Genomic DNA, 23,200 nt, shown 5'->3' with positions numbered 1-23,200 from the left:
TAAACCATGAAATCACTACTCGACCTGTTCAAGCAGTTCACGCCCGATGACCATTTCGATGCCATCCGCATCGGCCTGGCATCGCCCGAAAAGATCCGTTCGTGGTCTTTCGGTGAAGTGAAAAAGCCGGAAACCATCAACTACCGTACCTTCAAGCCTGAGCGTGATGGTCTGTTTTGCGCCAAGATTTTTGGCCCCATCAAAGACTACGAATGCTTGTGCGGCAAGTACAAACGCCTCAAGCACCGCGGTGTGATCTGCGAGAAGTGCGGCGTTGAAGTCACGCAGACCAAAGTGCGCCGCGAGCGCATGGGCCACATCGATCTGGCCGCGCCTTGCGCCCACATCTGGTTCCTCAAGTCCTTGCCATCGCGTTTGGGCCTGGTGCTCGACATGACACTGCGCGACATTGAGCGTGTCTTGTACTTTGAAGCGTATGTCGTGACCGACCCCGGCATGACCCCGCTGAAAAAGTTCGGCATCATGTCCGAGGACGACTACGACGCCAAGATCAAGGAATACGGCGATGAATTCGTCGCCAAGATGGGCGCCGAAGGCATCAAGGAATTGCTGCAAAGCATCGACATCGAAAGCGAAATCGAGCGCCTGCGCGGTGACTTGACCGGCTCCGAACTCAAGGTCAAGAAAAATTCCAAGCGCCTCAAAGTGCTGGAAGCTTTCAAGAAGTCGGGCATCAAGCCCGAGTGGATGGTGCTCGAAGTGTTGCCCGTGTTGCCACCGGACCTGCGTCCTTTGGTGCCACTGGACGGTGGCCGTTTTGCCACCTCCGACCTGAACGACCTGTATCGCCGCGTCATCAACCGCAACAGCCGTCTGCGCCGCTTGCTGGAGCTGAAGGCGCCCGAGATCATTGCGCGCAACGAAAAGCGCATGTTGCAAGAAGCCGTGGACAGCTTGCTGGACAACGGCCGTCGCGGCAAAGCCATGACCGGCGCCAACAAGCGTGCTTTGAAGTCTTTGGCCGACATGATCAAAGGCAAGAGCGGTCGTTTCCGTCAGAACTTGCTGGGCAAGCGCGTCGATTACTCCGGTCGTTCTGTCATCACCGTGGGCCCAACGCTCAAGCTGCACCAGTGCGGTTTGCCCAAGTTGATGGCCATCGAGTTGTTCAAGCCGTTCATCTTTGCCCGTCTTGAGTCGATGGGCATCGCCACCACCATCAAGGCGGCCAAGAAAGAAGTCGAAGCCGGTACACCGGTGGTCTGGGACATCTTGGAAGAGGTCATCAAAGAGCACCCCGTGATGCTGAACCGTGCGCCTACCTTGCACCGTTTGGGCATCCAAGCTTTTGAGCCTTTGCTCATCGAAGGTAAAGCCATCCAGTTGCACCCCCTCGTTTGCGCGGCCTTCAACGCCGACTTCGACGGTGACCAAATGGCTGTGCACGTGCCGCTGTCGGTCGAAGCCCAGATGGAAGCCCGCACCCTGATGCTGGCTTCGAACAACATCTTGTTCCCAGCTTCCGGCGAACCCTCCATCGTCCCGTCGCAAGACGTGGTGCTGGGTTTGTACTACGCCACGCGTGACCGCATCAATGCCCGTGGTGAAGGCCTGATCTTTGCCGACATCGGTGAAGTGCAGCGCGCCTTGGACGCCGACGCCGTCGAGTTGACGGCCAAAATCAACGTGCGCATGACCGAGTGGACCAAAGACAAAACGACCGGTGAATTCACCCCGTCTGTGTCGATGGTGGAAACCACCGTGGGCCGTGCTCTGTTGTCAGAGATCTTGCCCAAGGGCCTGCCCTTCAGCAACCTGAACAAGGCGCTGAAGAAGAAGGAAATCTCTAAGCTGATCAACACGGCATTCCGCAAGTGCGGCTTGAAAGAGACGGTGGTGTTTGCCGACAAGTTGTTGCAAAACGGTTTCCGTTTGGCCACACGCGCCGGTATCTCGATTGGTATCGACGACATGTTGGTGCCGCCTGAGAAGCCCGCCATCATCGAAGCCGCCGAAAAAGAAGTCAAAGACATCGAGCAGCAATACGTCTCGGGTCTGGTGACCTCTGGCGAGCGCTACAACAAGGTGGTGGACATCTGGGGCAAAGCCGGTGATGTCGTCTCTAAAGTGATGATGGACCAACTCCGCAAAGAGAAGACCATCGACCGTCACGGCAACGAAGTCGACCAAGAATCGTTCAACTCGATTTACATGATGGCCGACTCCGGTGCCCGTGGTTCTGCTGCGCAGATCCGTCAGCTGGCCGGCATGCGTGGCCTGATGGCCAAGCCAGACGGCTCCATCATTGAGACCCCCATCACGGCGAACTTCCGTGAAGGCCTGAACGTGTTGCAGTACTTCATCTCGACACACGGTGCCCGTAAAGGCTTGGCCGACACGGCTTTGAAGACCGCCAACTCGGGTTACCTGACCCGTCGTTTGTGCGACGTGGTGCAAGACTTGGTCGTGACCGAGCAAGACTGCGGAACCCGCAACGGTTCCCTGATGCGCGCCATCGTTGAAGGTGGTGAAGTGATCGAATCCCTGCGCGACCGCGCTTTGGGCCGCACCGTTGTCGAAGACGTGCTGCACCCCGAAACACGCGCTGTCATGGTCAAGACCGGCGTCATGCTGGACGAAGACATGTTGGACGAGTTGGAATTGGTCGGCGTGGACGAAGTCAAAGTTCGCACCGCCCTGACTTGCGAGACCCGCTTTGGTTTGTGCGCCAGCTGCTACGGCCGCGATTTGGGCCGTGGTGGCTTGATCAACACCGGCGAAGCTGTGGGCATCATTGCCGCTCAGTCGATCGGTGAGCCAGGCACACAGTTGACCATGCGTACCTTCCACATTGGTGGTGCGGCGTCGCGTGCGGCAGTGGCCTCCAGCGTGGAAGCCAAGTCCAGCGGCACGATTGGTTTCAATGCCACGATGCGTTATGTGACCAACACCAAAGGCGAGTTGGTGGTGATTTCCCGTTCCGGTGAAATCGTCATCTCCGATGCGGGTCGTGAGCGCGAGCGCCACAAAGTGCCGTACGGTGCGATCTTGGCCATCAAGCCCGACCAAACCATCAAGGCCGGCGTCATCTTGGCCAACTGGGATCCGTTGACACGTCCCATCATCACCGAGTTTGCCGGTAAGGTTCAATTCGAAAACGTCGAAGAAGGCCTCACTGTGGCCAAGCAAATGGACGAGGTCACGGGCCTGTCCACCTTGGTGGTCATTGACCCCAAGCGCCGTGGTGCTGCCAAGGTCATTCGCCCCCAGGTCAAGTTGATCGACGCCTCTGGCAAAGAAGTCAAAATCCCCGGCACCGACCATTCGGTGACGATTGGCTTCCAGATCGGCTCGCTGATTCAGGTGCGCGACGGCATGGACGTGGGCCCAGGCGAGGTGCTGGCCCGTATCCCTGTTGAAGGTCAAAAGACCCGAGACATCACCGGCGGTTTGCCACGTGTGGCCGAACTGTTCGAAGCCCGTACACCCAAAGACAAGGGCATGCTGGCCGAGATGACCGGTACCGTGTCGTTCGGTAAAGAGACCAAGGGCAAAGTCCGCTTGCAGATCACCGATCCAGATGGCAAGGTCTGGGATGAACTGATCCCCAAGGAAAAGAACATCCTGGTGCACGAAGGCCAGGTGGTCAACAAGGGCGAAAGCATTGTGGACGGCCCTGCAGACCCACAAGACATCCTGCGCCTTTTGGGCATGGAAGAGCTGGCCCGTTACATCGTCGACGAAGTCCAAGACGTGTACCGTTTGCAAGGCGTGAAGATCAACGACAAGCACATTGAAGTGATTGTTCGTCAGATGCTGCGCCGCGTCGTGGTCGAGAACATCGGTGAGTCCACCTACATCTCTGGTGAGCAGGTGGAACGCTCCGAAATCCTCAATACCAACGAAGCTTTGCAGCGCGAAGGCAAGATCCCAGCGACCTTCAGCAACTTGTTGCTGGGTATCACCAAAGCCTCCTTGTCGACCGACTCGTTCATCTCGGCCGCTTCCTTCCAGGAAACGACCCGTGTGTTGACCGAAGCGGCCATCATGGGCAAGCGCGACGAGTTGCGCGGCTTGAAGGAAAACGTGATCGTGGGTCGTTTGATTCCCGCCGGTACAGGTTTGGCCTATCACAAGGCCCGCGCCGTGAAAGACGCGATGGACGATGCCGAGCGCAAAGCCATTGCCGATGCAGAAGCGGCGGACTTGGCCGGTGAGTCGACTGAAGACACTGTCACAGACGCAGGCGAAGCCGCCTGAGCGATGAAGTCACCGGCCCCCCGGTGACCCTTGAACAGCCCCTGTACCGCCAAGTGGTCAGGGGCTGTTTCATTTTCTAACAGGCATTCACGGCCCACACCATGACCCCAAAGCCACGCGCCCATCCCCTCCCAAGGTCCCCGCGAACGACCGTCAAAGCTTCCGAAGCACTGGGGCCGGGTCAGCCGTCCCAGCAGGGGCCCTCCAACCATTCGGCACCCTTGTGGCAACTGCTGCAAGCGACTGCAGCGGTGGTGCAGAGTGTGCGAGCAGGGCGTTCTTTGACGCCTGAAATCGAAGCGGTGCCCCCCGAACTGCGCCCCGGTGTGCAAGCGCTGGCTTTTCAGGTCATGCGGCAACTGGGACGCGCGATCGCGCTGCGCGAACAATTGGCCAGCAAAGCCCCACCACCGGCTGCCGACGCTTTGCTGTGTACCGCCTTGGCCTTGAGCTGGCAAGCCGCTGCGGCGCCTTACCCGGTGCACACCTTGGTCAACCAAGCGGTTGAAGCCGCGCGCCAGCAAAGAACGACGCACGCCCAAAGCGGTTTCATCAACGCCTGTCTGAGGCGCTTCATGCGTGAACGTGAAGACTTGATGGCCCTGACCGACACCAACCCACAAGCCTTTTGGAATCACCCCCTGTGGTGGATCGAGCGCCTGCAAGCCGAATACCCAGGTCAATGGCAAAGCTTGCTGGGCATGGCACAGCAGCCCGCGCCCATGAGCTTGCGCGTCGATCCCAGCCACCACAGCGTGGCCGAATACCAAGCGCAGTTGCTGGCCTTGGGCTTGCCCGCCAAAGCTGTTGGGGCCACAGGCCTGCAGTTGGCAAAGGCTGTGCCGGTGACCCAGTTGCCCGGCTTTGCCCAAGGCCATGTTTCGGTGCAAGATGCTGCAGCCCAAGTGGCCGCGCCTTTGTTGCTGCAAGGCCGTGATGCCACCCAGCCCTGGCGTATCTTGGACGCTTGTGCTGCCCCGGGCGGCAAGACCGCTCACTTGTTGGCTTGTTACCCCCAAGCCCGGGTGCTGGCCCTTGATGTCGATGCCCGCCGCTGCCAGCGGATTGGTCAGAACTTGCAACGTTTGGGTGTTCAGGCAGAGGTTCGTGCAGAAGTTCGCGCCGCAGATGCGGCTCAGCCCGCCAGTTGGTGGGATGGCCAAAGCTTTGATGCCATCTTGTTGGATGCCCCATGCACCGCTTCGGGCATCGTGCGCAGACACCCTGACGTGCGTTGGCTGCGTCGACCCAACGACAGCGCCAAGCTGGGTCAAATTCAAGCGCAATTGCTCAAAGCGCTTTGGCCGCTCTTGGCGCCGGGCGGGCGGTTGCTTTACTGCACCTGTTCGGTCTTTCGTTCCGAAGGGGATGAAACCGTGCAAGCGTTTCTTCAGCGCAACACCAATGCCCAATTGCTGCCATCTCCCGGCCATTTGATACCGGGTCATACTCCCACAGGTCTTCCGGTCGTGGACAATGCATTGGGTGAACACGATGGGTTTTATTACGCACTGCTGGAAAAAGAACGGGCTTGAGCTGCTCAGCAGCCTGGTGCGGCTGTTGTGCGTTGGCATCTTGTCTATTTCCGCAGCTTGGGCGCAAAACGCCAGCATGGAGCTGACCGAGCTCAAAGCGCTGCGCGAGAACGGCAACTTGGTGCTCAACGCTCAGACGTCTTTGGAGTTGGGCCCTGTCTTGGAAGATGCCTTGGTCAAGGGCCTGGCACTGCACTTTGTGGCCGAAGCCGAGATTTTGCGAGACCGATGGTATTGGACCGATGCCCAAGTGAGTGTGAGCCACCGCTACTACAGGCTGGCTTTTCAACCCCTGACTCGGCGTTGGCGTTTGAATGTGTCGTCAGAACCGATCGCGGGCACCGGTTTGGCGGGCAGCATCTCGCAAAATTTTGACACCCTGGTGGAAGCCCTGAGCGTCATTCGCAGGCAGTCTGCATGGCGACTGGTGGACCTCCAAAGTCTGAGCCCCGACGCTCGGCAGCGCATTCGCTACAACTTCAAGCTGGATGTCTCACAACTGCCCAGGCCCTTTCAAATTGCTGCAGGCGGCCAATCCGATTGGAATTTGCAGGTCAGCAAAACACTCCGTTTGAGCCAGGACTTGGTGCGCTGACATGCCTTGGGCCCAAGCCTATCGCCAAAAGTTCACCAGCCTGCCCAAAGGGGCCAGTCGCTGGCTGTTGTTGGTGGGTGCCCTCAGCTCGGTCTTGATCGGGGTGGGTTTGCTGGTGCTCATGACGCAGGCCACCGACCAAAGCGAAAACTTCAACCACAACTACGAATGGCTGGTCGTCACCAACGCTGTTGTGGCCGGCGGTCTGTTGCTGACCATTTTGTGGGGTTCTATTCGGCTATGGTTGCGGCTGCGCAAAGGTCAGTTTGGCGCGCGCTTACTGGTCAAGTTGGCGGGCATCTTTGCCTTGGTGGGCGTGGTGCCTGGCGTGCTGATTTACGTGGTGTCCTACCAGTTTGTGTCGCGCTCGATTGAAAGCTGGTTCGACGTCAAGGTCGAAGCCGCGCTGGTGGCAGGCTTGAACTTGGGAAGGGCCACCCTGGATACCCTGAGCGAGGACCTGGCCAAACAAGCCAAAGCCGCAGCCGCCAACTTGGCAGAATCGGGCGAAGTGAACCCCGGTTTGGCCGCCGAAAAAATCCGCACACAGATTGGTGCCACCGATGTGGCCATCTGGACTTTGGGTGGACGCATGGTGGCCAGTGCCGGTCAGTCGCAATTTCAGATCCGTACCGAGCGGCCCACGCCGCTTCAATTCAGGGAGGCTCGCAAGAACGCGAGCTTGTCTTGGTATGAGGGCCTTGACGAATCTGCCTCTGGGGCAGACAAGGGCCGGATCAAAGTGCTGGTGCTGATCCCGCAGTGGAGCCTGGCACTGGATGAGGATCGGCGTCTTTTGCAAGTGGTGCAAGAACTGCCGCCTACATTGGTCAACAATGCCCTTGAAGTGCAGGCGGCTTACCGCGAATACCAGGAAAGGGCTTTGGCCCGTGAAGGTTTACGGCGCATGTACATCGGCACCCTCACCCTGAGTTTGTTCATGGCGGTTTTGGGCGCCATATTGCTGGCGGTGTTGTTGGGTAACCAATTGGCCAGACCCTTGTTGTTGTTGGCGCATGGCATGCGCCAAGTGGCTGCAGGCGACCTCAGGCCCAAGTTGGCTTTACAAGGCAAGGACGAGTTGGGCGGGTTGACGCGCTCATTCGCCGACATGACCCAACAACTGTCCGATGCCAGGGGCCATGTCGAGCGCAGTCTCAGTCAACTTGATCAAGCCCGAAGTAATCTGCAAACCATTTTGGACAACCTGACGGCCGGTGTCATGGTGCTCGACGCAGAAGGGCGCATACAGTCTGCCAACCCCGGGGCCACGCGCATCTTGCGTGTGCCCGTGGCGGCACACGACCAGCAAAGCATTTTGAGCCTGCCCGGACTGACCGACTTTGCCAAAGGCGTGGCTGAGCAGTTCACAGCCTTGGGCGCAGATACGGGCGTGCACGAACTTGACCACTGGCAAAAGTCGTTTGAAATCCACGCTGCTGGCCAAGGTTTAAGTCAAACCGGCGTGAACTTGCTGGCACGTGGCGCCGTCTTGCCTGACGGCATGCGATTGTTGGTGTTCGACGATATTTCAGAGATCGTGTCGGCTGAGCGGGCGCAGGCCTGGGGCGAAGTCGCCCGGCGTCTGGCCCATGAGATCAAGAATCCTCTCACCCCGATTCAGCTGTCGGCCGAACGCTTGGAGCGACGTTTGATTGGCAAGCTCGACGCTGCTGACGAGGTGGTGTTGGCCAAATCGGTGAAAACCATCGTGGACCAAGTGGATGCCATGAAGCGCTTGGTCAACGAGTTTCGGGACTACGCACGCCTGCCATCGGCCGAGCTCAAGCCATTGCAGCTCAATGAATTGATCACCGATGTCATGGCCTTGTACGCCACAGAACCCTTGGACACCACGCCGCGTACCAAAGTCATGGCCGAGCTTGATCCGGCATGCCCGGCCATACTGGGCGACGAGCAGCAACTGCGCCAGGTCATTCATAACTTGCTGCAGAACGCGCAAGATGCTTGTGAGTTGCGGGGTGACGCTGCGTCGCCAGCCCGTGTTCAGGTGCGCACCGAATGGCGTCCCGCTCGGCAACGCGTTCGGTTGACCGTGACCGATTCGGGTCCTGGCTTTGCGCCCCACATCCTCCAACGAGCGTTTGAGCCCTATGTGACCACCAAAGCGAAAGGCACGGGATTGGGCTTGGCCGTCGTTAAAAAAATAGCCGACGAACACGCCGCCCGCATCGAGATGGGCAACCTGCTGGAAGAGGGTGACATACAAGGCGCGCAAGTCTCGTTATCATTCGCGGTGGTGCAAGAAGCACAGGGGCCCCAAACGCCCACTTCATGAACAGAGACAAACAGGCATATGGCTAATATATTGGTGGTGGACGACGAGCTGGGCATTCGCGACCTGCTCTCCGAGATCCTTTTTGATGAAGGGCACCAGGTCGAGCTTGCCGAGAACGCAGCCCAGGCTCGCGAGGCCCGTCAAAACATGCGACCCGACTTGGTTTTGCTCGACATTTGGATGCCCGACACCGATGGCGTGAGCTTGCTCAAAGAGTGGGCCGCATCCGGGTTGTTGACCATGCCGGTGATCATGATGAGTGGGCATGCCACCATCGACACCGCTGTCGAGGCGGTCAAAATCGGCGCCCAAGCTTTCCTCGAAAAGCCCATTACCTTGCAAAAACTCCTCAAGGCGGTCGAGCAAGGTTTGTTGCGAGATCAAGTTCAACAAGCCATGCTCGCTGCAGCCCCGCAGCCCCTCTCCAGCACCTTGTCCATGTCCAGTTTGGTGGCCCATGAGACAGCCGCCACCCCCGACGTTCAACAAAGCTTTGAGCTGGACCGTCCGCTGCGCGAGGCGCGTGATGCTTTCGAAAAAGCCTATTTCGAATTTCATCTGGCCCATGAGGCCGGATCCATGACCCGCGTGGCAGAAAAAACAGGCTTGGAGCGAACCCACTTGTACAGAAAACTCAAGCAACTGGGTGTGGACCTGACACGCAGCAAACGCCACAGTTGAAAGGCCGCCACCAGCGCCTGAAAGTGCGTTTGACTCTGATATAATTTCGCTTCTGGCCCGGTAGCTCAGTTGGTAGAGCAGCGGATTGAAAATCCGCGTGTCGGCAGTTCGATTCTGCCCCAGGCCACCAAGATTCTTCTTGTAAAACAAGCACTTAGCTCCAAAAGCTAGGTGCTTTTTTTATGATTTTTCAATTACACGGTAATTACACGTTTTTTTTAAGGTTGACTCAAACCCCCGTCAGGCCTTAAAATACGGTTATGCGAGAAAAAGCAGCAGAGACCGTAGTCGTCCGATCAAACGAAATTCGCCTAGTGCGAAGGCCTGACTCTGATCGCTGGCAAGCCCATTACAAGGTGGATGCCATTGGCCGCTGGCTGCGTAAAGCTACGGGTACTGCAGATTTGGACAAAGCCCGTTCTATTGCTGAAGAGCAATGGATGGAGGCGCGCATCCTGGCTCGCTCAGGCCACCCAGTTATTTCCAAGAAATTCAAAGCTGTTGCAGAGATCGTCCAGCGAGATCTGGAAGTTAAGGTTGCAGCGGACAAGACCAAGCGCGGCAGCAACAACGACTACCTGGCGACCATCAAGGGCTACCTGATCCCGTTCTTTGGCAACTACAACGTGGACAGGATCACTACCGAGGTTTTCAATGACTTTTGCGAGTGGCGCAGGAACAAGGTGGGCAAAGAACTGAGCCAGAGCGCTCAGAGCAACCACAACGCTGCATTGAACCTGGTGTTCGACCATGCTGTGGAAAAAGGCTTCATGACCAGCCTGCAGCGCCCTGTGCTCAAAAATACAGGTGAGGCAGGGGGGAGGCGTCCAGACTTCTCGCTGAGGGAAATAGAGCTTATTTGTGCTCATTTGCCCGATTGGGTCAATGATGCCCGCTTGGAGCGCAGCCGAATGATTCGGGAACTGCTGGCCGTCTACATCCCCTTTGTGGCTGCCACTGGCATGCGTCCAGGCACCGAGATTGAGTTTTTGGAGTGGCGACACCTTGAGATCCACAAAGTGGGTGATGAGCCCGTTTTGTACGCACATATTCAACGGGGCAAGACCGTCAAGAAGAACAAGCCCATGGGGGCTGTTCTTCATCGCAGTTGCTGGTTACTTTTGGAAAAGATTCGTCAGTACACGCCAGAGTTTGCAGACAAGACTTTGGCTCAAGTTCTTGAAGAGAAGCATGCGGCTAAGATTTTCCGAATGAGGGATGGGACCCAGCCCAATCAGTTGAGCAAGCAATTCAAGCAATTGCTTATTGAACTCAAGATGTTGGATTGCCCTATCACTGGGGATGAACGAACTCTGTACAGCCTCAGGCACTATGCGATCACCCAGCTTGTTGCTAAGGGGCTGACAGCAGAGCAAATTCAAAGCCAAGTCCGAACCAGCGCGGTAATGATTGCCAAGTACTACAACCACATGAAGCCGTTGATGAACGCTGCGCAGTTCGCTGGGCAAGGTGCTGGGCAGGCTGGTGATGAGATCAGTCAAATCATCAACAACACACCCAATGACAACATGCTGCACTTTGCGGAAATCAGTACAGGTTTGAATCTCTCGCTGATTTTGCAGAGCAAGCCTGCAGTCGATGAACTGCGAGAGGCTTTAGCGCAAGCCTCTGCTGGCGCAGCCCCCAACTGAACGCGAGGAACTGGAGATGACTAGACCTGATCTCACGGCCGAAAAACCAGTTCGAGAACAGTTGCAGGAGCTGTTTGAACAGATGGCTCAGCGCTCGTTTGCTGCAAGTATGAACAGCCTCAACCGTGTGAACTTCTACGATGGCGTGACTGCTCGACTCGAGGCTGGTGGAGACATCTCAGAGGATGTACCTGAGGCTACAGGGCTATCACAGGATGAAGTTATGGCAGTAGCCCGGAAGCTGCGCCAGCAAGCTGCTGGCGCAGCCATCAGCGCATGGGAGCTGTCTGCGGCGCTGGCCAGCAGCTTTCGCACGACCGTACGGTCAGTGGCCGTTGAAGGCGAACTGATTCCTCAGTTTGATGTGGAGCATGTAGCGGAGACTGTTGAGGGGGCGGTTCGAATCGGTATCAAATCCTGGCGCAGGAACATTGGCGTGGAGGTCATCGGTTCTGATACTGCAGTCAACGCTTTGAACGCTCAGATGGCGTTGGGGGCGTTGGCGGCTTGAGGATCATTTATTTGTTCCATCCCGCCTTTTCCCAAAGCTCATCCAATCCCCGATCCAGACTCGCCGGAGCTGGAGCTACCCAATAAGCGGGGTATATGTTGCCCTCATACGGTAGGCTCTTCAAAGAGGCGGTGTCGTTTTGATCTGCCCAGTTTTGCAGGCCCACGACGCCCAGCGCAATGCTGCTTCCCATCGCCCAAACAAGTACAAGCTGCTTGTTGAGCAAGCCCCAAATCATCCGCAGTTGCACTAATGCGACCATGATTACCAAAACTGTGCGCATGATTTCATGGAAAGCGTGAGGCCACGGCCAACCCATGGCAAAAAACAACCAAGGCATGGCCAAAAGCAGAACGGTCACATCCACCAAGCCAGCAGTGGCCGTGATGGCGATGTTTTGGCTTATTTGCGGACGTCCGTGGACAGAGTAGGTGACCCATGACCAAGCCACTACCCAAGCGCTCATGAAGGCCAAGCGCTGTGCAAAGGTTTTGGCAAAAAATGCAGGGTCTGTGACCTCCAGACTGTAAGTCTGGTAATACCAAAAACTCATGCCCAAGAAGGCGAGGACTAGTGTCGAAGCCAGGGCGGGGACCAGACGCGCGTTCATGGCTTGGCTTTCTCGAAATTTGCATCAAAGGCCAAGCTGGACATGGACTTTCTGAGGATGGCTTTGGCGGTTGCATCGTCAAACCCATCCAGCCCCATGGCCACCACCAGCGCATTGGGCCCGGTCACCAATGGTGTGTAGCGAAAGCGGTATTCGTTCAGGTTGGGCAACTTGGTCAAGGCGCGGCGACAAGCGTGCAATTGCACCGTCAGGCCCCAGGGTACCTGTACGCGTTGTTCGTTGCATTGCCAGGGTGTTGAGTCGTCGGGCACCTTGCTGACACCCGATAGGCTGTAAAGCCTTCGCTCCACCAAATTGGCCATTTGCAAATCGTTCAGACCAGGGCCTTGCAGCAAAAACGATCCTGAAATAATACGTCCAGCTTGCTGCTCGTCCATCACGTACAAACCACTGGCAGATTCGCAGGTCTGCTTAACCATGCTGTAGCGCCACTTGGTGTTGGCTTGTCTTTCAGTGGCACATACATGTTCATTGGCCAAATCCGCACGTACGTTAAATGGCCCGAGTCTGCGCACGTTGTTCAAGCCACTGTCCAAGCGATGTAGCTGTTGGCGTCCAAACTTGGCAAATTGCCTAGAAATATCTGCCCGCAGCTGTGCGTTGTCCGGGACGCTTTGCTGGGCTGTTTGTTTGATCAATGCGCTGACTGCAGAAGAGGGTATTACCAAGCCAATCAACTGGTGCCTGGTGCTGGTGGCCACATTGACACCCACCACGCGTCCGCTGGTGTCCAAGGTGGGCCCACCACTCATGCCGCTGTTGATGGCGCCGCTGAACACAATCAGCGGTGATGACTGCTCATCGTGCATGCCGTTGAATGAGCCATTGACGATGCTGTAATCAAAAGATCCGGGTTTACCCACAGAAAACCCGTTCTCACCCTTGGCGGGCAGCGATTCACGCAATTCCAACAAGGGGGCATCGATGGGCGAGTCCAGCTGTAGAACGGCCAAATCATTGAGTACATCCACCGCAATCACCCGGGCGGTTTTCTTAAGTTCATTGGCCGCATGGACGGTCAGGTTGTGTGCTTTGGCGTCGTAGATGGCTTCGGTCACCGCGTGGTAGTTGGTGACCACCCAATCTTTGCGGTGGGCGATGAAGCCACTGGCGCTAGAGCTCAAACCCAGATTGCCGCTGACCTCGGTTCTGACCACCACCACCGATGGCCGAATACGTTTGAACAAAGTTTCGGCATTCGTGGCCTGGGCCCAAGAAAGATTCGACCCCAAAAAACCCACCAAAACAGCGCACCATTTAAAAAGGGACAACCATGTGTAAAACCGTGGAGGGAAATAGCGAGATGCATCAAGAAAAGGGTTGAACATCGAATTCATTAAATCTAATAATTTTGTAATGTTTTAGAGCAGTGTACGCAGGCGGTGAAATGGGCAGTTGGCGCCTTTATAAAACTGAATCGTCCACGATGCCCCCTTTTGCATGATCCAAGCCATTTTCTGACACGACAGGCTCATGCAATGAGCCTGCCAAAGACAGTGTCATAAAAATCAAAAACAATAAAAATGCCAATGCCTGTGACAAACTTCCACTATGAAGAGATTTATGTCACTGGTGGTGATGTTGCTGGGATTGTTAGTTTTTAACGTCAACGCGACAAATATCTTGCAAGGCCTGGTGGTTGGGGTGTCAGACGGCGACAGCCTTACCCTGTTGGATGCTGAAAAACGGCAGCACAAGATTCGACTCCAAGGCATTGACGCCCCAGAAATGAAGCAGGCCTATGGCCAAAAGTCCAAAGAATCGCTGTCGAAGTTGGTCTACAACAAAACCATCAAGGTCCATTGGTCCAAGAAAGATCGATTTGGCCGGACAGTCGGACAAGTGATGCTCGGCGACATCGACATTTGCCTTGAACAAGTCAGGCGCGGCATGGCTTGGCATTTCAAGGACTATCAAGACGAGCAATCCGTGAAGGACCGAGACCTTTATGACCGCTCTGAGGTAGAGGCCCGCGAGCTGCGCCTGGGCCTTTGGCAAGACGCTGCGCCCATTGAGCCCGCGGTATTCAGGCAGAAAAAATAGCAGCCCGTTCGCCTGAGTACGTGGCTGCTATAAGCGTTGGAAATTGGTTAAATTTCACAAGCGATAGCGAACAGGTGCTGTTTCCTTATCCTTCACTAAATCAGCCAGCAGCTCGCTGACTTTGCTTCGGTCTATGTCTTCGTATTCGTCCAAGGCTTTCGCCGCTTCTTCAAACTCGCCCAGTTCTCGGTGCAGTTCAACAATCTCTTCCAAGTGTTTCTTTCGCCTGTCTTCACTGTTGAGGAGAAGGAGCAGGGCACGCATATTGTCTTGTTGAACAAGGGTGGGCTCAAAAGGCGGGTAGGTGAAGGGGCTGCTGCTTGACCGGACGTAGGTTGGCGCAGGCACTTTGCGCAATTTTTGCCAAAAGCTTCGATTGTCCGGATTCGCCAGTGCCCAAGAGGCTTGGTTGGCAGCTTCTTCGGCATCGCGATGTGCGCGGTAGCGTTCTCGGTAGCTGTGGTTCAGGTGTTGCCAATACTCCAGCCGCGCAGCCATTTCCACTTGATCGTTTCGTGCTTGTGCAATGGCATTGGGCAAGTCGTCGTCATACACAGGGCTTGGGTGGTCCAACTCAGACTCATCCACCTCACCCAAATCCACCATCTCTCTGCGCAAATAAAAAGCGCCGCAAAGGCACTTGCGCAAACCGTATCCATTCGGCATGAGCCCACCCTCGGTGTGGCCGTCCGTCCAATACTCCCAGGCGGAGAAGTTCATGGACCGGTAACGAAGGGTCCGGTAAATTTTGCCGCAGCAGGGCGCTGCGCTGATGTTATAGCCGGCAATGCTGGTCATCGGTTTTATGGATATTCAAGGTTTAATTAACTCGGGCACGCCATCGCCTGAAGCCCACACAAATGCGTGTTGCTCGTAACGCCGCGCCAGTGACTTGGCAGCCTCCAGGTCCAGGCCCAGCACCAATACGCTTGCCTCACCCGGCCAGTTGTTGTTTGGGTGCTTTCCGATACCGTCGATGCAGATAAGTCCGCGCCTTTTGAGGTTGACTTTCAGCTGGTCCTGGCGGGCTTGGTTTTCTTTGGGGTGCAGGTTTTGGCTGAACGGGTTCCAAGCAGTGATGAAGGCCGCGCTCAGGACGTTGTGCTTGTCCATTAGTGCTTTGAGTTCCGAGCAGGGCTGGCCGATATGCATCGCGAAAGGAGCTTCATAATTCACGATGTAGTGGGTATCGGCGAAAGCTTGCAGCAGCTCGGCTGATAGCTGGTTTGATGTCTTGCTCATAGCTGCATCTTCTTAAAGTTTTGGGATCCTCATAAAAACCGATTCTGCAATGCCTGTTTCCTTCTAAGTTGTAGCCATTTACCCAGAAGCCATACCCAACGAATCAAATAAACCGCCGTGGCCAGAACACTGGTCATGAGCAGTGAAAAGGGGAGCATCAACTGTTTGGTCACCCCGTGTATTGCTAAATCAGAATCGTTGTCTAGATAAGGATCTGTTACGTACAACTGAACATAGCCCACAACGGTGTAGATGAGAAAGAAAGCGACTATTCCGATCAGTACTTTTTTATGAAAACTCATATTGGGTTGGCTCTGGAGCGATTTCGTTTTGGGGCTAGCCAATGCACATCGTAAAAGCGATCTTTTGGTGAACGCGGCGGTAAATCTCGTTGAAGGTTTGTAGCAGCTTAGTGGGCAGGGTGGTCATAGGCTAGCGTTCGCTTCTTGGTAGAGGGCGCTGATCACAGCTTGGATGTCTTTGGGCAGGTAGCCCCAAGCTTCGGCAGCCATGGTGTCGGGTATTCCGTGGAGGGCTTCTGCAATGCCCCCCGCAATCGCAGCGATGGTGTCACTGTCGCCGCCTAAGGACACAGCATTGCGAATGGCGTCTTCAAAGCTGGTCGAGTGCAGAGCGCAGCTGATAGCTTGTGGCACCGAGTCGATGGCTTTTTCTGTGCGCTTGTACGTGGGGCGAATATCGTCTGGCGTCAGATGCAGCGGGTAGCCGTAGCGCTCAATCAATCGCTGGCCTATGTCTTGGACGCTAGTTTTTTGCCTTGCCCAAAAAATGGCCAGGGCCACCGCTTGCGCTGAGTTCATGGCATCTGGGTGGTTGTGCGTGATGGCGGTCACTGTGTCAGACCAGCCGATGACCTCGGCTTCGGTGCTGGCCAGCAATCCCACAGGGGCAATGCGCATGGCCGCGCCGTTGCCCCAGCTGCCGTAGGGTTGCGGGTTGTTGTCCATGAACCATTCGGCAAAACGTTTCCCCCAGCCGCCGTTCTCGGCATATTTGCGACACCAGTCAATCATGGTGGTTTGCGGGTCGACGCCCTGCGTCAGCGCATCGGCCACGGCCAAAACCATTGACTACAGCTTGAGGCGCTGGAAAGCGTTGACGCGATTCATACAAGGCGGTCAATTTCCCGTGGACAACAATTGGATCGAAAAACAGATTCGGCCGATTGCGATTGGCAGTAACAACTGGTTGTTTGAGGACTTGCTGCGTGCTGGCCAAAGGGCAGCGGCAGTGATGAGTCTGATTCAATCGGCCAAGTTGACCGGGCACGATCCGCACGCGTCCCTAAAAGATGTGCTGACGAGGCTGCCGATGCACATGAACAGCCAAATTGAAGAGCTGCTGCCGCACTGCTGGACAAGGGTTTAGTGTCTAGGTGTCCAAGACGTGACGTGGACACGTATCTGCTAAACGGGCTAAGAAATTGAAAATCCAGATGGGATGGCCGGACACTTACGGTTTACCCCACAGGTTGTACTGATTTCGAAATGAATCGAGCAGATTTTGAAAGACACTCAAAATTTCACTTTCATAATCACGGTAAGAAATCGCTTCCTGATGGCAATTAAGAGCAGGATTCTTTTCGAGAACTACCGAATTAAACAAAGGATTTTTATATGGTTAATAGCAATTCAAATACATATAAATGCGTAATCTTGTCTGTTGCAATGTTTGCAATTACAGCGCTTGGCGTTCCGGCTGCAGCGCAAAGCGCAGCGGATATTGAAAGCGGCACTCTGAAATTTGCTCTTTCGCCCGAACCACCCTTTTTACTGACTGCGATTAACACTACTTTGCAAATGGGCATGGTGACATCAAAAGTCATGGAAAGCTTGCTTTATCTGGACAGCGATTTGAAACCACAGCCTCTGTTAGCTGAAAAATGGGACATCAGCGCAGATGGCCTGACCTACACCTTCAAGCTGCGCCCAAATGTCAAGTGGCATGACGGACAGCCGTTCACCTCGGCCGATGTCAGTTACACAATTTTAGAAGTGCTTAAAAAAGTACACCCTCGCGGTCGTACTGCTCTTGCGAAAATCACCAGTGTCGAAACGCCCGATCCACTGACCGCCATCATCAAGCTCAGCAAACCAGCGCCCCCGATGCTGACAGCACTCGCCTCCAGCTACGAATCTCCGATGATGCCCAAACATCTTTTTGTCGGATCCGACCCCGCCACGAATCCATACGTCAGCAAACCCGTTGGAACAGGCCCCTTTGTTTTCAAGGAATGGAAGAAAGGCGAGTTCATTCTTCTGGAGAAAAATCCCAACTACTGGCAAACTGGAAAGCCGCTTCTACGCCGCATCGTATTCCGGATCATCAATGACGCCTCTGCACGTGCAGCAAGTTTCGAAACTGGTGAAGTTCACATCGGCGGTCTGAGTCCGGTGCCGCTTACCGATATGCCGCGGATTGCCAAGAATCCCGCGCTCAGCGTGGAAACCCGTGGATACGCCTACATGTCACCCTACCTGCTGATGGAGGTTAATCTGCGCAAGCCACCCTTAAATGATGTGCGCGTGCGCCGTGCCATTGCACATGCAATTGATCGAGACCGTATGACCCAAGTTGTCTGGATGGGCTATGGCAAACCGGCTGTCAGCCCTATCCCGTCACAGGTCACAACCTTTCATTCAACCGATGTGCCCAAGTATGAATACAGCGTTGAAAAAGCCAAGAAACTTCTCGACGAAGCCGGCTTGAAGCCAGGCGCCAATGGCATGCGATTCAAAATGACCCATGACCTTTTTCCTCTGGGGTCTGACTACCAGCGTACCGGCGAATTTATCAAGCAACAACTGTCCCGGGTTGGAATTGACGTTGAACTTCGCAGCCAGGATTTACCTTCTTACTTGAGGCGCATATTTACTGAATACGATTTTGACAGCACCAGCGGGTACTACGGCGCCTTCGCAGATCCCACTCAAGGGGTGCAGCGACTGTTCTGGTCAAAAGCGATTCAGAAGGGCGTGGTGTTTACCAATGCCACCGATTATCGAAGCCCTGACATGGATCGAATCATCGAAGCCGCACAAGATGAAAACGATTTCACCAAGCGCCAGGCACTTTACCTAAGCATGCAACGTCTCGCCATGACAGATCTGCCCGTGATCCCTTTGATGGAAACACGCTTCATCACACTGTCCAGTTCAAAATTAAAGAAACATACCATCAGTGCCGACGGCGTGATTGGCGGAAACTTCGCTGACGCGTACTTCGAAAAATAATTGCTTCTGGTCATGAAATTGCTTCAGATCCAGTCTCCAATGCTGCGCTTGGTCGGACAGCGCCTGCTTAAGGCGATCCCGCTCGTCCTCGCCATTGTCATCTGCAACTTTGTTTTGCTCAAGCTTGCACCGGGCGATGCGGCCGAAGTGCTGGCAGGTGAGGCAGCGGCAGGTACGGCTGAATATCTGGCCGAATTGCGGGCTCGCTTCGGACTCGACCAGCCGGTATACATGCAGCTGTGGCATTACATTGTCAAGTTAGCCACGCTCGATCTGGGTTATTCGTTTCGACACAACCAAACCGTACTCTCTCTGATACTTGACCGGCTCCCAGCGACCTTGCTGTTGATGTTCAGCGGTATGGGGTTGGCGGTTGTTATTGGGGCGGTTTTGGGCGTACTGGCATCTCAACGCGTCAATCAATTCCGGGACAACATCATCTCGGTGTTTGCTATTCTTTCATTTTCCGTCCCTGTCTTCTGGTTAGGGCTAATGCTGATTGTTGTCTTCTCGGTAAATCTTGGCTGGTTCCCCGCAGGTGGCATGGAAACCATGGCCAGCGGGAAACATGGGGTGGCGCGCATGCTAGATATATTGCACCACATGGTGATGCCTGTCACCACACTCGGCCTGTTCTATGTTGCGCTATACACGCGAGTCATGCGCGCCTCAATGCTTGAAGTCTTCAACCAGGACTTCGTCACCACGGCACGTGCAAAAGGTCTGAGCGAACGGCGCATTACCTTCAGGCATGTCTTTCGCAACGCCTTACTCCCTATGGTGACGTTGGTCGGGGTTCAATTTGGCACCCTGCTTGGCGGCTCCGTGCTGGCTGAAACCGTTTTTTCATGGCCAGGACTCGGACGGCTCGCTTTTGAAGCGGTCTTTCAACGCGACATTAATTTGCTGCTTGGCATTTTGCTGATGTGCTCGGTTCTGGTTGTGGTGTCAAACATTCTGGTTGACGTGATGTATTCACAGCTTGATCCACGCATCAGGCTTCGCTAAAAAAATGAACCTATTTATCAACTTTGCTAAAAGATTTTGCCGAAATCGCTCGGCGGTCGTTGGCTTGCTGCTTTTAGTAGTTGTGGCACTTATGGCGATATCTGCGCCCTTGCTTTTTCCTGAGGATCCTTGGGATATGGTGACCACGCCATTTTTGTGGCCTGGCCAAGATCCAAAATTTCTGCTGGGTTCCGACATCATGGGGCGCGATCTGGCGAGCGGGCTGTTTCATGGCTCACGAATTTCGTTGCTGGTCGGCTTTACGGCCACGCTGGCCGCGGTATTACTGGGAACTGCGGTTGGCGCTATAGCAGGCTACTACGGGGGGCGGATCGACAGTGCATTGATGGCGCTTACCGAGCTCTTTCAGACCATTCCGCAATTTATCTTCGCGATTGTTGTCGTGGCGATTCTGGCGCCTACCGTCACCACCGTGACGTTTGCACTTGCGATTGTCTCGTGGCCCGCAATTGCCCGGCTTGTGCGGGCTGAATTTATGACGCTGCGTGAACGAGACTTTGTTTTGGCAGGCATATCCATCGGCATGAGCAATTTCCGCATCATCACCACCCAAATTCTGCCTAACGCACTGGGCCCGATCATCGTCACGGGCTCGCTCATGATCGCAACAACAATTTTGACCGAAGCCGGTCTCGCTTTTCTTGGACTCGGCGATCCTAACGTCATGAGTTGGGGAACAATTATCGGAGCGGGTCGCGACGCATTGCGCAGTGCCTGGTACATCACCGCCATCCCGGGCTTGGCCATTATGTTTACAGTGCTCGGTTTAAATCTAGTGGGCGAGGGCTTGAACGATGCGCTCAACCCACGCTTAAAGAATCGCTGATGAACAATACGCATGATGCACAGGCGCTTTCAATGCGCGATCCATCCATCGGCCCAGTGCTGGAAGTTAAAAATCTCAGCACGCATTTTCATACCTCTAAAGGCGTATTGAAAGCAGTAGATGGCGTGTCGTTAACCATTGGACGCTCGGAAATCCTAGCGCTCGTTGGCGAGTCAGGCTGCGGAAAATCCGTCACTGCGCTTTCAATCATGCGGCTCATCGCCTCCCCGCCCGGCAAGGCCGCAGGCGGCGAAGTGATATTTAATCGCCAAGATTTGCTAAAACTGAGTCCCGCACAAATGCAACAAGTGCGCGGCAACGGGATCGGCATGATCTTCCAAGAGCCCATGACCTCGCTAAATCCCGTTCTCACGATTGGCGAGCAAATTTCAGAAACCTTGATTGCGCATCGCGGTGAGAGTCTCAAAAGGGCTACTGAAAAAGCCTGCGAACTGCTGGACCTTGTGCGTATGTCCGCCCCACGGCAACGTCTTGACCAGTACCCCCATGAGCTTTCGGGTGGCATGAGGCAACGCGTGATGATTGCCATGGCGCTTGCCTGTGAGCCCAAGTTATTAATTGCCGATGAACCCACCACCGCGCTGGATGTCACGGTGCAAGCGCAGATCCTTGATCTGCTGCTGGAGATGCGCGAACGCTTGGGTATGTCGATTCTGCTCATCACGCACGACCTGGGTGTGGTTGCTGAAGTTGCAGATCGCGTCGCCCTGATGTATGCGGGCAAAAAAATTGAAGAGGCTTCGGTTTTTGATCTGTTTCAACGCCCGCAGCATCCTTACACACAAGGCTTGATCCAGGCAGCGCCCTCAGTTTCAGGCGGTATGGCAACAAGGCTGAAGGAGATCCGTGGGCAGGTTCCTGCGCTTCATGCGATGCCTGCAGGTTGCAGCTTTGCGCCGCGCTGCGAATGGGGCATTGACACCTGCCGCAGCACGCCGCCCGAGTTGAGTGAATCCTTTGCAGGCCACTTCGTCGCATGCCATCGGCGGCACGAGAGTACTTCGCAAACTTTTTCCACGAAAGAAAATCCCGCCTTATGACTCAAGAACTTCTACGCGTTGAAAAGCTCGTTAAGTACTTTGATGCCGGTCGCGGGCGTCGCGTACATGCCGTTGATGGGGTCAGCTTCAGTCTGGCCCAGGGTGAAACCTTAGGACTTGTCGGCGAATCTGGCTGCGGAAAGTCAACCCTAGGACGCACCATCATAAAATTATTGGTGCCCGATGCAGGTTCGGTGCACCTATCTGGACAAAATCTGTCCGACTTGAGCGACCAACAAGTCAAGCTCTTCCGCCGCGAAGCGCAAATGATTTTTCAAGATCCTTTCGCCTCGCTCAATCCCCGAAGCACCGTCGGGCGAGCCATTGAAGAACCACTGATTGTGCATGGCTTGGGCGATCGACGCGAGAGAGTTGCCCGCGTCTATTGGTTATTGGAACGGGTCGGGCTTCCACCGGATGCGGCACATCGTTACCCGCACGAATTCTCTGGCGGTCAGCGCCAACGCATCGGGATCGCGCGTGCATTGGCATTGAACCCAAAACTGATCGTATGTGATGAGCCTGTCTCCGCGCTTGATGTCTCTGTTCGCGCGCAAGTATTGAATTTACTGGCTGACTTGCGCGACGAACTCGGGCTTTCCTATCTGTTCATCTCGCACGACTTGTCCGTGGTGCAACATTTTTGCGATCGGGTCGCAGTGATGTATCTGGGTCGAATCGTCGAACTTGCGCCACGCAAAACACTTTGGCAGCAGCCACTGCATCCCTATACCCGCGCACTTCTGGAGGCGGCACCGTTGCCAGATCCGACAAGACGGCGCGGGCGCAGACAGTTACTGCAAGGCGAGATACCAAGCCCAATTGATCCACCCACGGGGTGTCACTTTCATTCAAGGTGTCCGCACAGGATCGAAAAATGCGAGACAGTAGTCCCCCCACTGGTTTCCAGGGCCGATGGCCATCAAGTGGCTTGCCATTTGGCTGACGAGTTTGACACATCAAAACAGAAAGGCAGCCATGTACAAGCTCATTAGTGCCACGCCCAGCCCCTATGCGCGAAAGGTGCGTATCCAACTGGCAGAAAAGGGGATTCCCTTTGAACTGATCACTGAAGTACCGTGGAACTCTGACACGCAAACACCCCTGCATAACCCCCTTGAAAAGCTTCCAGTTCTGATTTGCGATGATGGATCAAGCGTATTCGAGTCACGCTATATCAATGAGTGGATTGAGTACAAGCATCCGACACCGCCGCTCTTTCCAAAAGATATTGACGGAATTCTGGCCGTCAAACGCTACGAAGTCATTGCTGATGGCGCTTGCGACGCGCTGGTACAAATGTTCTTTGAAGTTGCACGCGATCCCGACAAACAGAGCAAGCCCTGGTTTGATCGTCAGGAACGCAAAGTGGATGGCGCCTTGCGGTCGTTCTCTGACTCGGTTGGATCCAAAAAATTTTGCCATGGTGACACACTGACGCTTGCCGATATTGCTGTCGGAACCTTGTTGCGCTACCTCACCGTGCGCTGGCCCGCCAAACCATGGCGCGAGCAATATCCAGGCTTGGCCGTCTACTCTGACCGTCTTGAAACGCGCCCTTCATTTGTGGCCACCGTGCCGGTGCCTCAGGTGATTCGGGACCGGGTCGCCTAGCTTCAT

The 23,200-nt window shown here is 55.2% G+C and carries 20 protein-coding genes, 1 tRNA gene and 1 pseudogene; 16 read left to right on the top strand and 6 right to left on the bottom strand.

From position 1 onward, the window contains the following. The first annotated feature begins 6 nt into the window (after positions 1-6). From rpoC to B472_RS15655, 8 genes are all read left to right on the top strand, one after another. Positions 7-4,221, top strand: a complete 4,215-nt coding sequence (rpoC, locus tag B472_RS15690; protein ID WP_019428451.1) for a DNA-directed RNA polymerase subunit beta' — start codon at positions 7-9, stop codon at positions 4,219-4,221. A 101-nt stretch (positions 4,222-4,322) separates the two neighbouring features. Further along, positions 4,323-5,756, top strand: a complete 1,434-nt coding sequence (rsmB, locus tag B472_RS15685; protein ID WP_081505009.1) for a 16S rRNA (cytosine(967)-C(5))-methyltransferase RsmB — start codon at positions 4,323-4,325, stop codon at positions 5,754-5,756. Beyond that, entirely contained in the window at positions 5,716-6,351 is a 636-nt protein-coding gene (locus tag B472_RS15680) for a DUF4390 domain-containing protein (RefSeq protein WP_116798708.1), read from the top strand. The genes rsmB and B472_RS15680 overlap by 41 nt, the downstream gene beginning before the upstream one ends. 1 nt (position 6,352) lies before the next feature. After that, positions 6,353-8,650: an ATP-binding protein gene (locus B472_RS15675; RefSeq protein ID WP_019428448.1), complete on the top strand. Its 2,298-nt coding sequence runs from the start codon at positions 6,353-6,355 to the stop codon at positions 8,648-8,650. An 18-nt stretch (positions 8,651-8,668) separates the two neighbouring features. Continuing rightward, entirely contained in the window at positions 8,669-9,331 is a 663-nt protein-coding gene (locus tag B472_RS15670; protein WP_026039833.1) for a response regulator, read from the top strand. A 54-nt stretch (positions 9,332-9,385) separates the two neighbouring features. Then, a tRNA-Phe gene (locus B472_RS15665) sits at positions 9,386-9,461 on the top strand. Between the two features lie 226 nt (positions 9,462-9,687). Further along, a complete protein-coding gene (locus tag B472_RS15660) occupies positions 9,688-10,983 on the top strand; it encodes a site-specific integrase (RefSeq protein ID WP_133176116.1) in 1,296 nt (431 codons plus the stop codon). Between the two features lie 16 nt (positions 10,984-10,999). Beyond that, positions 11,000-11,494 carry a hypothetical protein gene (locus B472_RS15655; protein WP_019428445.1) on the top strand — a complete coding sequence of 165 codons (495 nt, stop codon included), beginning with the start codon at positions 11,000-11,002 and terminating at the stop codon, positions 11,492-11,494. A 7-nt stretch (positions 11,495-11,501) separates the two neighbouring features. On the opposite strand, the gene B472_RS15650 is transcribed toward B472_RS15655, so the two are convergent. Both B472_RS15650 and B472_RS15645 read right to left on the bottom strand, forming a co-directional pair. Further along, a complete protein-coding gene (locus tag B472_RS15650; RefSeq protein ID WP_019428444.1) occupies positions 11,502-12,104 on the bottom strand; it encodes a hypothetical protein in 603 nt (200 codons plus the stop codon). Further along, positions 12,101-13,312, bottom strand: coding sequence for a S1C family serine protease (locus B472_RS15645; protein WP_157951993.1), 1,212 nt, complete (start codon positions 13,310-13,312; stop codon positions 12,101-12,103). Before B472_RS15645 ends, B472_RS15650 begins: the two co-directional genes overlap by 4 nt. A 376-nt stretch (positions 13,313-13,688) precedes the next feature. Here B472_RS15645 and B472_RS15640 point away from each other — a divergent pair, with 376 nt between their 5' ends. Next, a complete protein-coding gene (locus B472_RS15640) occupies positions 13,689-14,168 on the top strand; it encodes a thermonuclease family protein (RefSeq protein WP_019428441.1) in 480 nt (159 codons plus the stop codon). Between the two features lie 54 nt (positions 14,169-14,222). On the opposite strand, the gene B472_RS15635 is transcribed toward B472_RS15640, so the two are convergent. From B472_RS15635 to B472_RS15620, 4 genes are all read right to left on the bottom strand, one after another. Further along, on the bottom strand, positions 14,223-14,888 hold the full coding sequence (locus B472_RS15635; protein WP_133176114.1) for a hypothetical protein: 666 nt from the start codon (positions 14,886-14,888) through the stop codon (positions 14,223-14,225). A 93-nt stretch (positions 14,889-14,981) separates the two neighbouring features. After that, positions 14,982-15,410 carry a DUF3293 domain-containing protein gene (locus tag B472_RS15630; protein WP_019428439.1) on the bottom strand — a complete coding sequence of 143 codons (429 nt, stop codon included), beginning with the start codon at positions 15,408-15,410 and terminating at the stop codon, positions 14,982-14,984. A gap of 29 nt (positions 15,411-15,439) precedes the next feature. Next, the gene (locus B472_RS15625) at positions 15,440-15,712 is read right to left on the bottom strand and encodes a hypothetical protein (protein ID WP_133176113.1); all 273 of its coding nucleotides are present in this window, start codon (positions 15,710-15,712) and stop codon (positions 15,440-15,442) included. 123 nt (positions 15,713-15,835) lie between these two features. Beyond that, a complete protein-coding gene (locus B472_RS15620; RefSeq protein ID WP_157951992.1) occupies positions 15,836-16,444 on the bottom strand; it encodes an ADP-ribosylglycohydrolase family protein in 609 nt (202 codons plus the stop codon). Positions 16,445-16,472: 28 nt separating this feature from the next. Between B472_RS15620 and B472_RS15615 the strand changes: the two are divergent. The 7 genes and pseudogenes from B472_RS15615 to B472_RS15585 all read left to right on the top strand — a co-directional run. Beyond that, positions 16,473-16,799 (top strand): annotated as a pseudogene (locus B472_RS15615) (transposase); the annotation flags it as partial. Between the two features lie 287 nt (positions 16,800-17,086). After that, positions 17,087-18,664: an ABC transporter substrate-binding protein gene (locus tag B472_RS15610; protein ID WP_157951991.1), complete on the top strand. Its 1,578-nt coding sequence runs from the start codon at positions 17,087-17,089 to the stop codon at positions 18,662-18,664. A gap of 12 nt (positions 18,665-18,676) precedes the next feature. Then, entirely contained in the window at positions 18,677-19,672 is a 996-nt protein-coding gene (locus B472_RS15605) for an ABC transporter permease (protein WP_040506130.1), read from the top strand. After that, positions 19,647-20,519 (top strand): ABC transporter permease, encoded by an 873-nt coding sequence (locus B472_RS15600; RefSeq protein WP_238147464.1) that lies wholly within the window; start codon positions 19,647-19,649, stop codon positions 20,517-20,519. The genes B472_RS15605 and B472_RS15600 overlap by 26 nt, the downstream gene beginning before the upstream one ends. Next, positions 20,519-21,580, top strand: a complete 1,062-nt coding sequence (locus B472_RS15595) for an ABC transporter ATP-binding protein (RefSeq protein WP_238147463.1) — start codon at positions 20,519-20,521, stop codon at positions 21,578-21,580. Before B472_RS15600 ends, B472_RS15595 begins: the two co-directional genes overlap by 1 nt. After that, on the top strand, positions 21,577-22,575 hold the full coding sequence (locus B472_RS15590; RefSeq protein ID WP_081505007.1) for an ABC transporter ATP-binding protein: 999 nt from the start codon (positions 21,577-21,579) through the stop codon (positions 22,573-22,575). The genes B472_RS15595 and B472_RS15590 overlap by 4 nt, the downstream gene beginning before the upstream one ends. After that, entirely contained in the window at positions 22,559-23,194 is a 636-nt protein-coding gene (locus B472_RS15585; RefSeq protein ID WP_040506127.1) for a glutathione S-transferase N-terminal domain-containing protein, read from the top strand. Before B472_RS15590 ends, B472_RS15585 begins: the two co-directional genes overlap by 17 nt. Positions 23,195-23,200: the final 6 nt, after the last annotated feature.

It is taken from the genome of Limnohabitans sp. Rim28, from assembly GCF_000293865.2.
In the GTDB taxonomy this organism is placed as follows: Bacteria; Pseudomonadota; Gammaproteobacteria; order Burkholderiales; family Burkholderiaceae_C; genus Limnohabitans_A.
Note: the sequence above shows the minus strand (reverse complement) of the source record. Positions and strands in the feature narration are given on the sequence as shown.

Bases quoted from the DNA above. Each gene is read 5' to 3' on its own strand.
- B472_RS15605 (WP_040506130.1), top strand. From the start codon at position 18,677: ATGAAATTGCTTCAGATCCAGTCTCCAATGCTGCGCTTGGTCGGACAG.
- B472_RS15595 (WP_238147463.1), top strand. From the start codon at position 20,519: ATGAACAATACGCATGATGCACAGGCGCTTTCAATGCGCGATCCATCC.
- B472_RS15635 (WP_133176114.1), bottom strand. From the start codon at position 14,888: ATGAACTTCTCCGCCTGGGAGTATTGGACGGACGGCCACACCGAGGGT.
- B472_RS15625 (WP_133176113.1), bottom strand. From the start codon at position 15,712: ATGAGTTTTCATAAAAAAGTACTGATCGGAATAGTCGCTTTCTTTCTC.
- B472_RS15670 (WP_026039833.1), top strand. From the start codon at position 8,669: ATGGCTAATATATTGGTGGTGGACGACGAGCTGGGCATTCGCGACCTG.
- B472_RS15680 (WP_116798708.1), top strand. From the start codon at position 5,716: ATGGGTTTTATTACGCACTGCTGGAAAAAGAACGGGCTTGAGCTGCTC.
- rsmB (WP_081505009.1), top strand. From the start codon at position 4,323: ATGACCCCAAAGCCACGCGCCCATCCCCTCCCAAGGTCCCCGCGAACG.
- B472_RS15630 (WP_019428439.1), bottom strand. From the start codon at position 15,410: ATGAGCAAGACATCAAACCAGCTATCAGCCGAGCTGCTGCAAGCTTTC.
- B472_RS15640 (WP_019428441.1), top strand. From the start codon at position 13,689: ATGTCACTGGTGGTGATGTTGCTGGGATTGTTAGTTTTTAACGTCAAC.
- B472_RS15650 (WP_019428444.1), bottom strand. From the start codon at position 12,104: ATGAACGCGCGTCTGGTCCCCGCCCTGGCTTCGACACTAGTCCTCGCC.
- B472_RS15590 (WP_081505007.1), top strand. From the start codon at position 21,577: ATGACTCAAGAACTTCTACGCGTTGAAAAGCTCGTTAAGTACTTTGAT.
- rpoC (WP_019428451.1), top strand. From the start codon at position 7: ATGAAATCACTACTCGACCTGTTCAAGCAGTTCACGCCCGATGACCAT.
- B472_RS15585 (WP_040506127.1), top strand. From the start codon at position 22,559: ATGTACAAGCTCATTAGTGCCACGCCCAGCCCCTATGCGCGAAAGGTG.
- B472_RS15620 (WP_157951992.1), bottom strand. From the start codon at position 16,444: ATGATTGACTGGTGTCGCAAATATGCCGAGAACGGCGGCTGGGGGAAA.
- B472_RS15675 (WP_019428448.1), top strand. From the start codon at position 6,353: ATGCCTTGGGCCCAAGCCTATCGCCAAAAGTTCACCAGCCTGCCCAAA.
- B472_RS15655 (WP_019428445.1), top strand. From the start codon at position 11,000: ATGACTAGACCTGATCTCACGGCCGAAAAACCAGTTCGAGAACAGTTG.